This window comes from Vibrio antiquarius (assembly GCF_000024825.1).
In the GTDB taxonomy this organism is placed as follows: Bacteria; Pseudomonadota; Gammaproteobacteria; order Enterobacterales; family Vibrionaceae; genus Vibrio; species Vibrio diabolicus.
The window spans coordinates 445,687-460,044 of the sequence record NC_013457.1; the positions used below are offsets into that span (position 1 = coordinate 445,687).

Sequence of the window (14,358 nt, forward strand, 5' to 3'; positions counted from 1 at the left end):
TAGCACCGTGTAGAAGTCAATCTAAATATACTCTTCATTGCATAACTGGTCTTACTCATGCGTGGATTTTATAACCCTCTATGTGCTTGTTCGCTTGAAGTAGCGAAAGAATTTTCTGAATACCATCACGTTACCGGAGATGGTGAGATTTATCAGACTTCGTTAATGAGTGCTTTGATCGCTGGTGTTTACGAAGGCTCAACAACCATAGAAGAACTGCTGAAACATGGGGATTTTGGTTTAGGTACGTTCAATGAATTGGATGGTGAGTTGATTGCTTTTGATAAGGAAGTTTTTCAACTCAAGTCGGATGGCTCCGCAAACCCGGCAGACCTGGCGCAAAAAACGCCCTTTGCTGTCATGACTTTTTTTAAGCCTGATATCGAGCTGCCACTGACATCGCGCATGTCACGTCATGAAGTCCATAGCCTCATAGACGACATGGTTCCAAGTGACAACCTATTTTGCGCAGTGCGCATTGATGGCGTTTTCGATTCAGTTCGTACTCGCACCGTACCTAAACAAACACGCCCTTATCGGCCAATGCTTGAAGTGGTCAAAGAACAACCAACGTTCCGCTTCACGCATAAGCAAGGCGTGGTCGCCGGCTTTCGTAGTCCTAAATATACGACTGGCATCAATGTGCCCGGCTATCACGAACACTTTATTACCGATGACCGCCAAGGAGGTGGTCATATTCAGGATTACAGCATTTCGTCAGGGTTCCTCCAGATTGGCAAAGTCTCGCGGCTAGTGATTGATACCCCGGTATCGACAGACTTCCTCAGTGCCAATTTGGCTCCGGAAGATATAAATACCGCCATAGAAAAGGCGGAAAAGTAACAAAGTCAGGCAAATAATAAGGACAACAAATGCAATCCAAACCTTCAAATAAAAATGGAGCTCAGTTGATCGCTCAACAGCTAGAGTCTCTCGGCATTAAGTACATTTTCGGTATTCCCGGTGCAAAAATCGATCGACTGTTCGATGCAATTGAAGACACTAACATCCAAATGATTCCGGTACGTCACGAGGCTAACGGCGCGTTTATGGCGGGCGTTATGGGAAGACTAACCGGCAAAGCAGGCGTTACAATGGTTACGTCAGGTCCAGGCTGTGGAAACCTAGTTACGGGGGTGGCAACAGCAAACTCCGAAGGCGATCCGCTGATTGCTATCGGTGGTGCGGTGAAACGAACTGACCAGCAAAAACAAACACACCAGAGCATGGATACCGTCAGTATTTTTCGCTCTATAACCAAATTCAGTGCTGAAGTGCAGCATGTGGACGCCGCAAGCGAGATCATGGCGAACGCATTTCGTATCGCAGAGTCAGGTCGTCCTGGGGCTTGCTTTTTGAGTCTCCCCCAAGATGTTTTATCCGAGCAAACCCAAACGGACATTATTGTCCCCTCGCCTTACACACAGCCTGGTTGCGCAGACATCGCAGCAATCGAAGAAGCGGTCAGTCGAATCAGCAAAGCAAAGCGTTGTGTGGTTTTACTTGGCCTTCACGCGAGCCGCAGCCAAAACGCTGCTGCTATCGCCCGATTTCTTCAAAATACGCAGCTACCCGTTGTCGGCACTTACCAAGCCGCCGGCACGGTAGACATCAATTACTATCATCACTTTGCTGGGCGTGTCGGTTTGTTTAATAACCAACCTGGCGATGTTTTACTGCGGGACGCCGATTTAATTCTCACCATCGGCTTTAGCCCAATAGAGTATGACCCTGAGCTTTGGAACAGCCACCGCAACCCAGTGATTCACCTCGATATTGAACCGGCAGAATACCAACTTAATTATCAGCCTTGTGTTGAAATCGTCGGAAACATTGCGCAGTCATTAGACAAGATGGGCAGCTATATATCTGAATATGCTCGTCTTTCCCCAACAGCACTTTCAGTACTAGAAGAGGTAGCACTGCAACGGCAAGTGATCAAAACCTATCCCAATGTCTATAACAAGCAAGGATTTCATCCACTGGCACTGATTAAAGCCATGCAATCTATCATCACACCAGATACCACGCTATGTCTTGATATGGGGAGCTTCCACATCTGGATCGCTCGTTACTTAAGTTGTTTTCGAGCTCGCCAAATGCTGGTGTCTAACGGCCAACAAACGATGGGCGTTGCACTGCCATGGGCCATTGGTGCCAGCCTACTAAAACCTGGTAGTAAAGTGGTATCGATATCGGGAGACGGCGGTTTTATGCAATCGAGCATGGAGTTAGAAACCGCGGTTAGACTGAACTGCAATATCGTCCATATTGTGTGGGTTGATAACGCCTACAACATGGTAGAAATGCAAGAGTTCAACAAATATCAGCGCTGCTCTGGTGTGAAATTTGGACCAATTGATTTCAAGGCGTATGCCGAATCATTTGGCGCGAAAGGCTTCGCAGTGACTAGTCAACACGAATTGCTACCGACATTGAATAAAGCCATGGACGTTGAAGGACCAGCAGTGGTGGCTATCCCCGTAGATTACAGCGACAACGACAAACTGATGTTGCCGCGCACAGAGAAAAATCAAGATCCCGTTTTTGTAAGTTTCGAAGGAGAAATCGCATGAGAGGATTAAAAAACAAAGTCGCACTCGTCACTGGTTCTGCCAATGGTATTGGTTTGGCCATCGCAAAACGTCTGTATGAAGAAGGCGCAAACGTCGCTCTTGCCGATTGGAATGAAGAGCAGTTGGCAAACGCCGTTGAGGGCTTTGATAAACAACGTGTGTCTGCGCATTCCATTGATGTTTCTGATCCAGACAAAGTCGCAGCACTGATTTCTGATGTTGTTACCCGTTTCGGTAAACTGGATATTTTAGTAAATAATGCTGGCGTACATGTCCCAGGATCCGTGATTGAAGGTAGTGTGGAAGACTGGAAGAAGATCTCTGGTGTAAACATTGACGGCGTCGTTTATTGCGCCAAGTTTGCGTTACCTGAACTATTAAAAACGAAAGGTTGTATGGTGAATACCGCGTCCGTTTCTGGTTTGGGTGGTGACTGGGGTGCCGCATTCTATTGCGCGAGTAAGGGCGCTGTGGTCAACCTTACTAGAGCGATGGCATTGGACCATGGTGCGGAGGGCGTAAGAATTAACGCCGTATGCCCAAGCTTAGTAAAAACCAACATGACGAACGGCTGGCCGCAGGAAATCCGCGATAAATTCAATGAGCGCATTGCGCTTGGCCGAGCAGCAGAACCTGAAGAAATTGCGTCTGTCGTGACTTTCTTGGCAAGTGATGACGCATCTTTCATTAATGGCGTAAACCTACCTGTAGACGGCGGTGCCACCGCATCAGATGGTCAACCTAAAATAGTATAAGCATTAACACTGACTGAGCAGGATCTTTAACTGTAAGATCTCCACGTAAAAAAAAGAGCCGAGTTTGTACTCGGCTCTTGTGTGTCTGTTCTTAAGCCTGCGACGCTGCTAAACCTGCCGACGCGCCGCCTAATAACACATGATTAAACTCCATTCGAGATTCTTGGGCTTGTTCAGACAGTTCTTGCTTCTTCTGTTGAGCCAACTCAAGCGCTTCGGTTAGTTGCTGTAGCTCTGTTTGCATCTCTTCTGGTAAATGATGGTCCGAAAACCCAGATTCACAGCTGTGCTCTAAGGCAAATGCGCGAATTATCTTACGCATGCTCATCAGGGCCGCCATTGCTTCGCGCTCTTCTTCAGCCGCCTGTTGAGCTAAGTCTTTAAAGCGCTCAAATTTCGCCAAAGCCATTCCCTCTGTTGACCAAGGGTCAATTTCCGGCAGTTCTTCAATGTTAATGGTTGGCTCTTCGTATTCTGCTTGATGTTTAATATCTAGGCTCGCCGCGCGAACAAAGGACACCATCAACATCACCGAGATAACTAACAACGGTAAACCGCCCACGATCGCAGCGGTTTGTAATGTCGATAAACCTCCCATGAACATTAGGACGGTTGGCAGAAAAGACAAAGTAAACGCCCAGAACAAACGGTTCCAGCGCATCGGTTCTTCCGTCACATCATTTTGAACCACAGACGCAAGAATGTACGAGATAGAGTCAAACGACGTCGCCGTAAAAATGATACACAACAGTGTAAAAACACCAATAACGATTGGCCCTAACGGCAGTGTATCTAACGTTGCAAAAATTGCCGCCGGTGCGCCCGATTCGTTGAGGATTGCGATGACATCAAGCTCACCCGTCAATTGCAACGATAAACCATAGTTACCTAAAACAATGAAGAATAAGAAACAACCTAAAGAACCGTAAAATATAGAACCTACGACCATCTGTTTGATCGTTCTTCCACGCGAGATACGCGCAACAAACAATCCCATACAAGGAGCAAAGACCAACCACCATGCCCAGTAGAAAATAGTCCAGTCTTGCGGGAAGTGTGTATCTGTAAACTCACCATAACCACCAAACGGCTCCGCCCAGGTAGCCATAACAAAGAAGTTAGACAACATACGACCAATAGAATCTAAGCCTGTTTCTAACATGAACACGGTTGGCCCAACGGCGAGTACAAAGAGTAACAAGCCCATCGCACCCCAGAAGTTAATGTTACTAAGGAATTTGATCCCCTTCTCAAGCCCTGCATACGCGGAGTAACCAAAAATCGCAGTACAGAGAAGTAATACAGCCACTTGGCTGAAGGTATTGTTTGGAAGACCGAAGATATGATGTAGACCACCGTTGATAAGAGGCGCTGCTAAGCCAAGCGTAGTCGCCGCGCCACCCAACATACCAAAAATAAACAGCACATCAATAAACTTGCCAATACCACCGTTTGCACGCTTTTCTCCTAATACAGGCATTAACGCACTAGAGATTTTCAAAACAGGTTGTTTGCGTACATAAAAGAAGTAAGCGATAGGCAGAGCAGGAATAAGGTAAATTGACCAAGCGATCGGTCCCCAGTGAAACAGACCATAAGTCGCGGCCCAGCGAATGGCTTCTTCACTGCCTGCTTCCAACTGAAATGGTGGTGATTGATAGTAGTATGCCCACTCGATACACCCCCAATACAGAATACTTGCGCCAATACCTCCACAAAATAGCATTGCAGCCCATGAGGCGTTACCAAATTCTGGTTGCTCGTCGGCTTCACCAAGTTTGATTTGGCCAAGATCGCTGAACACGGTGTAAATCATAAAACACATTGCTGCGATACCCAGTGCGAGGTATAACACACCAAGCTTATCGGTCATGAAAAATTTGGCCGAAGCTATCCAATCCGCACCTTGTGTGGGAAATAAAATTAAAGGTATAACGACGCTGAGTAAAAGAAAGAGTGAGCCTAAGAAGGTAGGCTTATCGATGAGAGAAAATGATTTGTCCATATTATATATCCTTATGTTTTCAAAGGACATGATCTACATTTCTCACAACTTCGCCAATTCACAACACTTATCGTTACCACAAGAATAATTGTCTTTAAAATATGCATTATGTGACGCTGATTTTGTATTCATTATTTGATGCCATAGCGTTTAAATACGGCAGCTTTTCTGCCACACCATCCAGCGCTCTCTACCTTTAAAAACCTCAACACTGTTTGCCACCACTGAGGATTCCACAAGCTTAAACACCGGTTCTAAATAACCCTCCAACTCCCCACTTCGCAAACAAAATGGAGGGAAGCGAGAGTGGTAATCATCATCTATAACGAAATAACCAATTAACAAACCGCCTCTTGGCAGCAATTTATCCACCATAGCAAAGTACTCTGGCCACTGGTCTCTCGGTAGTGCAGCAAGAAAGGCACGCTCGTAAATCACATCAAATGAGTGCGTAGAGTCAGCGTTAAATACATCCCCCAGCACGACTTTATCTTTGTGCTTGCCTAACGTCGATTGCGCCATTTTTACTGCTTGTTCACTGTAATCCATCGCGATCACATCATGCCCATATTGAATAAAAGAGCTGAGTTCATAAGCAGCACCACAGCCAGGGATAAATACAGATTGACCGCTATGAAGCGCGTTTTCTAGGTAAGCTTTTAGCTCTTGAGGTGTGGTTTTGGCATCCCACGGCATGGTGCCTTGGGTAAACAAATTATCCCAAAACTGTTGATTGATGGTCGGTGCCTGCTTCATTTATCGCCCTCCTGATTGTACTGGCACAAAAAGAAAGGGATACGCAGCACAATGTGGTATCCCCTCTCCTAGCCTTTGATTTTTACGTTGTTAGCTTTTTATAAATGCGTTTTACAATGATGGGTTAACTGCGCAGGTCATTGATTAACGGCTGCTCCGTTTGGTTCGGTACAAACTGGACGTTGCCTTTCAGTTTGGTGACAGACTGAAGTGTCGCTTGAATGTCCTCTGCCGAGACATGAACATCATGACAGCAGAAAGTAATGGTATCGTTGAAGCCATCACGCTCAATTTTCAAGGAGCCTTTAATATCGTGGCGACGACAGACTTCTTGGATCTGATGCGGATAAACAAACAGGCCTTTCACTTTCACCGCTGAGTCCACACGCCCCATCCAGCCTTTAATTCGCGCATTCGTGCGTGGCGAATCCGAGCCCGTTTCTAGGTATGCCGATAAATCTCCCGTTGCGTAGCGAATCAGCGGAAACTTCTCATCGAGCGATGTCACGACCACTTCGCCGACTTCTCCCGGTTGTACAGGAATGCCATCAGGATTAACGATTTCAACGATAATATCTTCGGTAATCACCAAGCCTTGCTCGCCTGTGACTTGATAAGCAATCAAACCAAGCTCAGCACTTGCGTAGGCTTGAGAGACTGCAATGCCTTTGTCCTCAAACATCTGTTGCATGTCTGCGGTGACCGCTTCACCAGAGACCAGCGCTTTGGTAAAACTCGGCGACTCATCGTATTGTTCTTGGTACTTTTGTAGCAACGTCAGCAAGTAAGAAGGCGTGCCCGTATAACCCGTTGGCTGCAGCTGTTTAATTGCTTCAACTTGTGCCTCGGTGTTACCCACACCGGCTGGAAATACCGCGCAGCCACAAGCCCTTGCGCCACCATCCATAATAAATCCACCAGGCGAGAAATGATAAGAGAGCGTGTTATGCACTAAGTCGCCCGCACAAAATCCAGCCGCGTGGAACGCGCGCCCCATACGCCAGAAATCCGCCTCATCCGTTTGAGCCTCATACAACGGCCCCGGTGATTGGAATACACGCGCCATCTGACCAATCGCAACACTATTTAAACCACCAAACGGCGGTTTAAGTTGCTGCTGGTTTGGCATATTGAATTTGCGCGTAATTGGAAACTGGGTAAGCCCTTCACGATTATTCGCCAATGTAGGATCTAACTCAGCAAAATGCGTCGCATAATGTTCGCTGTTGGCTTTTGCATTTTCAATCAACGTTGGCAGACGTTGAAACAGCGATTCTTCTCGTGCCTGCGGAGACAAAGACTCTTTCGCATCAAATAGTTCGTTCATCCTTGCTCCTTATAACCAACGCTTACGACGTTTGTAAGATTTCAGATTCTTGAAGCTCTTGCGATCTTCATCGCCGCCGCCAAGGTAGAACTCTTTCACATCTTCATTGTTTAGCAGTTCGTGCTTGCTGCCATCCAGTACGATTTTGCCTGATTCCATGATGTAACCGTAATCGGCCGCTTGAAGGGCAAAGTTGGCATTCTGCTCAACCAAAAGCATGGTAATGCCTTGATCTTTATTAATCTTGTTAATAATGCTGAACACCTCCTTCACCAACAGCGGCGAAAGCCCCATCGAAGGTTCATCCAACAAGATCATTTTTGGACGAGCCATCAGTGCACGACCAATCGCTAGCATTTGCTGCTCACCACCTGACAAATAACCCGCTAGACCGGTGCGCTCTTTAAGGCGAGGGAAATAATCAAACACCATTTCGATATCTTGCTCGACTTCGTTGTCCGTGCGCGTGTAAGCGCCTAAGCGAAGATTTTCTATCACCGTCATGTCTTCAACAATTCGGCGCCCTTCCATAACTTGGAAGATGCCCGAACGGACGATCTCTTCAGGGCTTTTGTTGTCTATGCGCTCGCCCATGAAGTTGATTTCGCCGCGCGTCACTTCACCATCTTCGGTTTTCAACAAACCAGAAATGGCTTTTAACGTCGTGGATTTACCCGCACCGTTGGCGCCCAGTAAGGTCACAATCTGCCCTTTGGGTACCTCTAAACTCACGCCGCGTAATACTAAGATTACTTCGTCGTACACGACTTCAATGTTGTTCACTGAAAGCAGTATTTCTGCCGGTTCGATATTCGTTGCTAATTCAGCCATCAAGCTACTCCTTGCTAGGGTGAGAGTGTCTTCTCACCCATCCTTATTTTCAGTAAGCTTTGTTATTAATAAGTCGTAGATTAGTAACCTAGCCAATCGTCACGACGTGACAATGTCACCTGAGATACTTTCTTAATATCTACTGCGCCGCCGTTGTTGTTACCCATAAACACGTTCACGGTTGTTGTGCCACGGTGATCTTCCGGTTTCCAGTTCGCAGGTACACAAACACCTTCTAAGCCTTGTGGGACCCAGTTGTCATGGACATACATGCCCTTCTTGATGTTTTCACCCGTGATGCCACCGTTGTCTTTTGCCCACTCCATCGCTTCTTTCATGTAGAACGCAGAACAAATGCCGCGAATGTAGTGGTGAGTTCTAAACTCACCAGGCTCTGATTCAGACTGCTTAGAAATCTCACGAACCAGTTTCATGCCTTCGTTATCGTCTCCCCAAAACGCCGTCATGCCAGGGAAAACGTAGTCTTTAAGGCCGTCACCCGCCGCTTCAAGCACTGGCTTGTCACCGCCCCAAATGTTTGCCATGTACTGGAACTCTGTCCCAACCGTGTTACAAGACTTCACTAGTGAGATAACCGAGCTACCGATATTGGCAATGTAACCGTAGTTAGTGCCAGACTCTTTCAGTGACAGACATTGTGCTTTGAAGTCCCCCGGTTTGAGTGACACAACCACTGGGTTTTGCACCTCAAAACCAAGCTCTTCAGCATATTCTGCACACGCTTCTTTTGGCGCATTCGGGAATGGGTGGTTATCACCAATGTGGGTAAATTTTGGCGCACCTTGGTTGCCCTTTGATTCCCAATCTTCTTTCGCCCACTTCACTAGTGCACGACACGCATCTGAGTACGACGCGCCATAGAAGAAGTTATAAGGTGCTGGTTTCGCAGTTTTTGGGTTCTTGCCGGTTGGGTCGGTTAAGTGACCTGAATAAGAGGCAGAGAACACTGGCACTTTGTCTTTGGTCACAAACGAGATGAGAGCTTCGGTATCTGCCGTACCCCAACCTTGTAGCGCAACCATGTCTTTACGCGCCACCCAACGTTTGTAGTTGGAAATGGCTACTGGCACTTTATACGCCATATCTACCGTTTCAAATTCGAGCTCAGTACCGTTAATGCCACCGTTTTGGTTGATCCAGCGTAATGCGTCTCGCACGCCAGAACCATAAGGCTTACTCACGTAGGCTGTTGGTCCAGAAAAGTCGACCAATTGCCCGACAAATACAGAGTCTTTTGCCCAAGTGGCGGTAGTAAACAGTGCCGAAGATAGCACCAACGTTGTCGCTAAATGTCCTTTGTTCATAACTCGTTGTCCTTGTTATTGAGGTATATTCCACTTAATTCCACGTTAATATGAGAACGGATAGTGTTTCCAATATGCTCTAATCTGTTGCCAGCGATGCGATAACCCTTGAGGTTCGAAAATAAGGAACAGCATGATGACCAAGCCGATCGCCATTTCTTTGAAGTAAGCAAGCCCATCAACGAACGAAGTGTTATTGCTAAACGCAGCCAACCCCGTCACGCCAAACTCCAACACTTCTGGCAGTAATACGATAAATATCGTGCCCATCAATGTGCCTTTGACGGAACCCAAGCCACCAATGATGATCATTGCCAAGAACTGGATAGACATCATGATGGTGAAACCTTCTGCTGATACAAAACCTAGATAATGTCCGTAGAGTGCGCCCCCGATGCCCGCATAGAATGCGCACACACCAAATGAGAGCAGACGATATTTGGTTAGGTTGATGCCCATGATTTCTGCCGACAGGTAGTGATCTCGTACCGAGACAAACGCGCGACCATCACGAGAACGGATCAAGTTCGATGCCCACATGTACATAAAGATCAACGCAAACAGAGCAATGTAGAAGAAGCTTTCATCGGTCGTAAACTCAAAGCCAAACAGATTTATAGGGTTTGCACCAGCACCATATGAGCCGCCACTGAACCAGTCTGCGCGAGCAAAGAAGTCCTCTAAAATAAACTGCGCAGCCAAAGTCGCAATCGCGAGGTATAAGCCTTTAATTCGCGCAGCTGGCAGACCAAAGAGCATCCCGACAATCATGGTTAAGTAACCCGCAAGCGGAATCGCAAACACGACTGGAATGTTGAACTGGTTATTTAGCCAAGCCGATGCAAAGGCGCCAAAGCCAAAGAACGCACCGTGACCTAGCGAGATTTGTCCTGTAAAACCAACCAGAATGTTTAAGCCCAATGCCGCGATACCGAGGTATGCAATCTGAATAAACAGGTTGAGGAAGTAAATATCCAAGACCAGCGGTGCTGCCAGCATGGCGATAACACCAGCAATCGCAAGGCTTCTGATGGTTTTGGTTTCAAAAATTGGCGTATCACTTTTGTATGTGGTTCGAAAATCCCCACATGGGCGCATGCTAAGTTGAGCCATGTTATTTCTCCTTAAATACGCTCAATATCTTTGGTACCAAACAGGCCATATGGCTTGAAGGCAAGAATGATTAACAGCACATAGAATGGTGCGATGTTGTATAAGTTACCCACTTGCAGGTATTGGCTATCAAAAAACTCAGCCAAGTTTTCTAGCACCCCAATGGTGATACCACCGACAATCGCGCCGACCACCGAGTCCAAACCACCCAAAATAACGGCTGGGAAGACTTTGATACCGATGATGGATAGCGCGTCAGATACGCCGTTTACGATCCCGATAACAATCCCTGCTGTCGCGGATACCATTGCCGAAATAGCCCAACTGATGGCGAACACTTTCTTGATGGAAATGCCAAGACTCTGGGCGACTTGCTGGTTAAATGCCGTTGCGCGCATCGCCAAACCCATTTTGCTGAATTTGAAGAACCAGTAGAACGCACCCATGATGAACATTGAGAAGATCAAACTCAGAATGTAAGCGAACTCAACGTTCAAACCACCGATATTCACCACATTTGTTTCGAACACTTGCGGATACGACACAGCCGAGACGCCGAATATCCACTTCATCAGCGCTTGGAAGAACATAGACAGACCGATGGTCACCATGATCACAGAGATAATCGGTTCACCAATTAACGGTCTGAGCACAATGGTTTGCACGGCGATACCGAACACCATCATGAACGCGAGCGTGAGTAAAAAGCCGATAAAAAATGGCAGTTGCAGATGAACAAGCGCCGCCCAACATACCCACGCCCCAATCAGAAGAAACTCCCCCTGAGCGAAGTTCACCACCTGGGTCGATTTGTATATCAGTACAAAGCACATGGCGACCACGCCATACAACATGCCAACGATCACGCCATTAATGACGAGTTGCAGTAATAAATCCGTATTCACTATGCGATCCTCCGTTGTTCGCTATCCACTAGTGTTGGCTCATGTTCAATAAGCGTTTCAATCACTAGCGACGTTTGAATGCGTGTTTTGGTGCCATCCTGATAAGTGATCACCGTATCCACATCGACTTTTGGATCGTCACTGTAGATGGTTTCGATGATGTCTCCGTATTTCTCTGCAACCACACCACGGCGTACTTTACGTGTGCGAGTTAGCTCGCCATCGTCGGCATCTAGCTCTTTGTAAAGTAGAATGAATTTGCTGATCTTCTGTGCATCGGGTAGGGATTCGTTCACTTTCAGCACTTCTTCACGAATAGCTTGATACACTTCTGGTTGAGCAGATAAGTTGGTGTAGTTAGTGAATGCTAAGCCTCGCTGCTCTGCCCACTTCGCAACAATCGCGTAGCGAATACAGATGATGGCGGATAGCCAAGGTCGACCTTTGCCCACCACTACGGCTTCTGCAATAAACGGCGAAAACTTGAGTTTGTTTTCAATGAACTGCGGAGAGTAGCGGTCGCCATGGCTGGTTTCCGACATGTCTTTCAGACGATCAATCACCACCAAGTGACCAGAATCTTTAAAGTAACCCGCATCACCCGTATGCATCCATCCGTCTTGTACGTCTTCGTCATACGCTTCCTGGTTGTTCAGGTAGCCAGTAAACATGCCGGTACTTTTCGCGATGATCTCACCCACGCCATTGCTGTCTGGGTTGATGACTTTCACTTCTGCATTATCAAACGCAACGCCGACCGAATCATAGTCCACGTCATCGGCTTGGTGGACGGTGTACGCACCACACATTTCGGTTTGACCGTAAAGCTGCTTGAGTGGTACACCGATCGCTTGCAAGTAACGGAAAGTATCCGGTCCCATCGCCGCACCGCCGGTTGCCGCAGATGTCAGGTTCGAAAACCCTAAACGGTCACGCAGAGCACGCAGAAGAATCCATTCAGCCAACTTAGAGCGTTTACCCTGCTCCAGCGCTTTGTTGGCTAAGCTCATGCCCAGTTTGTACATCTTCTGCTTAAACGGTGTGGAATCCATCATTCGTGCAGACACGTCTGCCACAATGTTTTCCCATACACGCGGTGCAAGTAGGACGAAGTTCGGGCCAATTTCGCGCAAGTCAGACATCATGGTTTCTTGTTCTTCCACGAAGTTAACGATTTGACGAGAAATCAACGCCTGACCAACCACATACACCTGCTCCATAATCCAAGGCAAAGGCAGAACAGAAACGTAGTTGTCGCCTGGAGAGCGCGGGTCGGCACGCAGATAAGCCGCACAGTGATCTAAGAAAGTGCCGCTGTGTAGCTGAGCCAACTTTGGTTTGGAAGTCGTACCCGACGTGGTACAAAGAATCGAAAGATCGCTGCCTTTGGTTGCCTCAACCATATTGAGATATTTATCCGGATCCGCTTTGTCGATCAGTTGACCTTTTTTATAGACCTGCTCAACATCAATCAGTCGTGGATCGTCGTACTTGCGCATTCCACGCGGGTCACAATAGATAATGAATTCTACGCTTGGGATCTCATCACCGAGCTCAAGTAGCTTATCGCATTGCTCTTCATCTTCGGCAACCACGACTTTTGCTTTGGCATAGTTGATGAGGTACGCCACTTCTTCGTGCATGGAATCTTGATAGATGCCCAGCGAGAAACCTTTGATCGCATGTGCGGCCAACTCGCCCCATACCCATTCCGGGCGGTTATCACCCAGCAAACCAACAACGTCTTGCTCACCAACACCTAAATCTTGCAGTGCCAGAGCCATCCACTTCACTCGATTTTCATAATCTTGCCAAGTGAACTCTCGCCAAATGCCAAACTCCTTTTCACGCATTGCGACTTGCTCGGGCCAGTGCTTGGCATTGTGCTGCAACACTTTTGGAAAGGTATCTAAGCGGGTTATATCTGCCCAATCATTATGTTGCTGTGCCATTATGCACTCTCCTCTAATGTCGGTAGCTCTTCGCCTAAGTACGCTTGTTTCACATGCGGGTTGGCCATCACTTCTTCTGGCTCGCCCATCGCAATGTGTTTACCAAAATCCAACACCAATACGCGGTTAGAGATATCCATCACCACGCCCATATCGTGCTCGATCATGATGATGGTGATGTCTAACTCTTCATTCAGATCCATGATGTAACGCGCCATGTCTTCCTTTTCTTCCAAGTTCATGCCTGCCATCGGTTCATCAAGCAGCAACAACTTAGGTTTTAAGGCAATGGCACGAGCAAGCTCTACACGTTTACGTAAACCGTATGAAAGTGTGCCAGCGGTGGCTTTGCGAATGTGCTGAATTTCAAGAAAATCGATTACGTCTTCTACGTATTTACGGTGCGCCATTTCTTCTTTCTGCGCGTTAGAGAACCAGTAAAGTGGCCCTGTTACGAAGTTGTTTTTCAGTAGGTGATGTCGACCAACCATAATGTTGTCGAGTACCGACATATGAGAAAAGAGTGCTAAGTTCTGGAAGGTTCTTCCCAACCCTAACTCAGCTCGTTGGCTAGGTGTTCGTTTGGTTACATCATCTCCAGCGAAGATTACAGAGCCTTTGTTTGGTGTGTATCGACCAGAGATGCAATTGAGCATTGAGGTTTTACCTGCACCGTTTGGGCCAATGATTGAAAAAATTTCCTTTTCATTCACATGGAAGCTCACGTCAGTTAAAGCTTTCACCCCACCAAAAGCCAATGAAATATCGTTTACCTGCAACAGAGGCGATTCCGATACCATAGTTGATCTCCCT

12 protein-coding genes are annotated in these 14,358 nt (G+C 47.1%); 3 read left to right on the forward strand and 9 right to left on the reverse strand.

Annotation, left to right across the window (positions count from 1 at the left end):
• The first annotated feature begins 57 nt into the window (after positions 1-57).
• Genes budA through budC form a run of 3 tightly spaced genes read left to right on the forward strand, consistent with a single transcriptional unit; the run spans position 58 to position 3,331 of the window.
• Positions 58-843 (forward strand): acetolactate decarboxylase, encoded by a 786-nt coding sequence (gene budA, locus VEA_RS16995; protein ID WP_005392587.1) that lies wholly within the window; start codon positions 58-60, stop codon positions 841-843.
• A 29-nt stretch (positions 844-872) separates the two neighbouring features.
• Positions 873-2,576 (forward strand): acetolactate synthase AlsS, encoded by a 1,704-nt coding sequence (gene alsS, locus VEA_RS17000; protein WP_006741055.1) that lies wholly within the window; start codon positions 873-875, stop codon positions 2,574-2,576.
• Positions 2,573-3,331 (forward strand): meso-2,3-butanediol dehydrogenase, encoded by a 759-nt coding sequence (budC, locus tag VEA_RS17005; protein ID WP_005392589.1) that lies wholly within the window; start codon positions 2,573-2,575, stop codon positions 3,329-3,331. The genes alsS and budC overlap by 4 nt, the downstream gene beginning before the upstream one ends.
• A 91-nt stretch (positions 3,332-3,422) precedes the next feature.
• Here budC and VEA_RS17010 read toward each other — a convergent pair whose 3' ends face one another.
• From VEA_RS17010 to VEA_RS17050, 9 genes are all read right to left on the reverse strand, one after another.
• The gene (locus tag VEA_RS17010; RefSeq protein WP_006741056.1) at positions 3,423-5,336 is read right to left on the reverse strand and encodes a BCCT family transporter; all 1,914 of its coding nucleotides are present in this window, start codon (positions 5,334-5,336) and stop codon (positions 3,423-3,425) included.
• A 150-nt stretch (positions 5,337-5,486) separates the two neighbouring features.
• Entirely contained in the window at positions 5,487-6,092 is a 606-nt protein-coding gene (locus tag VEA_RS17015) for a methyltransferase domain-containing protein (protein WP_006741057.1), read from the reverse strand.
• 124 nt (positions 6,093-6,216) lie between these two features.
• Positions 6,217-7,419, reverse strand: a complete 1,203-nt coding sequence (locus VEA_RS17020) for a phenylacetate--CoA ligase family protein (RefSeq protein ID WP_006741058.1) — start codon at positions 7,417-7,419, stop codon at positions 6,217-6,219.
• Between the two features lie 9 nt (positions 7,420-7,428).
• Entirely contained in the window at positions 7,429-8,250 is an 822-nt protein-coding gene (locus VEA_RS17025) for an ABC transporter ATP-binding protein (protein WP_005392594.1), read from the reverse strand.
• Positions 8,251-8,330: 80 nt separating this feature from the next.
• On the reverse strand, positions 8,331-9,575 hold the full coding sequence (locus VEA_RS17030; protein WP_006741059.1) for an ABC transporter substrate-binding protein: 1,245 nt from the start codon (positions 9,573-9,575) through the stop codon (positions 8,331-8,333).
• 45 nt (positions 9,576-9,620) lie between these two features.
• A complete protein-coding gene (locus tag VEA_RS17035; RefSeq protein ID WP_006741060.1) occupies positions 9,621-10,688 on the reverse strand; it encodes a branched-chain amino acid ABC transporter permease in 1,068 nt (355 codons plus the stop codon).
• Between the two features lie 11 nt (positions 10,689-10,699).
• Positions 10,700-11,593 carry a branched-chain amino acid ABC transporter permease gene (locus tag VEA_RS17040; protein ID WP_006741061.1) on the reverse strand — a complete coding sequence of 298 codons (894 nt, stop codon included), beginning with the start codon at positions 11,591-11,593 and terminating at the stop codon, positions 10,700-10,702.
• On the reverse strand, positions 11,593-13,545 hold the full coding sequence (locus VEA_RS17045) for a long-chain fatty acid--CoA ligase (RefSeq protein ID WP_006741062.1): 1,953 nt from the start codon (positions 13,543-13,545) through the stop codon (positions 11,593-11,595). The genes VEA_RS17040 and VEA_RS17045 overlap by 1 nt, the downstream gene beginning before the upstream one ends.
• A complete protein-coding gene (locus VEA_RS17050) occupies positions 13,545-14,345 on the reverse strand; it encodes an ABC transporter ATP-binding protein (protein ID WP_005392600.1) in 801 nt (266 codons plus the stop codon). The genes VEA_RS17045 and VEA_RS17050 overlap by 1 nt, the downstream gene beginning before the upstream one ends.
• Positions 14,346-14,358 lie beyond the last annotated feature (13 nt).

Excerpts from the sequence above, each read along its gene's own strand:
- budA (WP_005392587.1), top strand. The coding sequence starts at position 58 with ATGCGTGGATTTTATAACCCTCTATGTGCTTGTTCGCTTGAAGTAGCG.
- alsS (WP_006741055.1), top strand. The coding sequence starts at position 873 with ATGCAATCCAAACCTTCAAATAAAAATGGAGCTCAGTTGATCGCTCAA.
- budC (WP_005392589.1), top strand. The coding sequence starts at position 2,573 with ATGAGAGGATTAAAAAACAAAGTCGCACTCGTCACTGGTTCTGCCAAT.
- VEA_RS17010 (WP_006741056.1), bottom strand. The coding sequence starts at position 5,336 with ATGGACAAATCATTTTCTCTCATCGATAAGCCTACCTTCTTAGGCTCA.
- VEA_RS17015 (WP_006741057.1), bottom strand. The coding sequence starts at position 6,092 with ATGAAGCAGGCACCGACCATCAATCAACAGTTTTGGGATAATTTGTTT.
- VEA_RS17020 (WP_006741058.1), bottom strand. The coding sequence starts at position 7,419 with ATGAACGAACTATTTGATGCGAAAGAGTCTTTGTCTCCGCAGGCACGA.
- VEA_RS17025 (WP_005392594.1), bottom strand. The coding sequence starts at position 8,250 with ATGGCTGAATTAGCAACGAATATCGAACCGGCAGAAATACTGCTTTCA.
- VEA_RS17030 (WP_006741059.1), bottom strand. The coding sequence starts at position 9,575 with ATGAACAAAGGACATTTAGCGACAACGTTGGTGCTATCTTCGGCACTG.
- VEA_RS17035 (WP_006741060.1), bottom strand. The coding sequence starts at position 10,688 with ATGGCTCAACTTAGCATGCGCCCATGTGGGGATTTTCGAACCACATAC.
- VEA_RS17045 (WP_006741062.1), bottom strand. The coding sequence starts at position 13,545 with ATGGCACAGCAACATAATGATTGGGCAGATATAACCCGCTTAGATACC.
- VEA_RS17050 (WP_005392600.1), bottom strand. The coding sequence starts at position 14,345 with ATGGTATCGGAATCGCCTCTGTTGCAGGTAAACGATATTTCATTGGCT.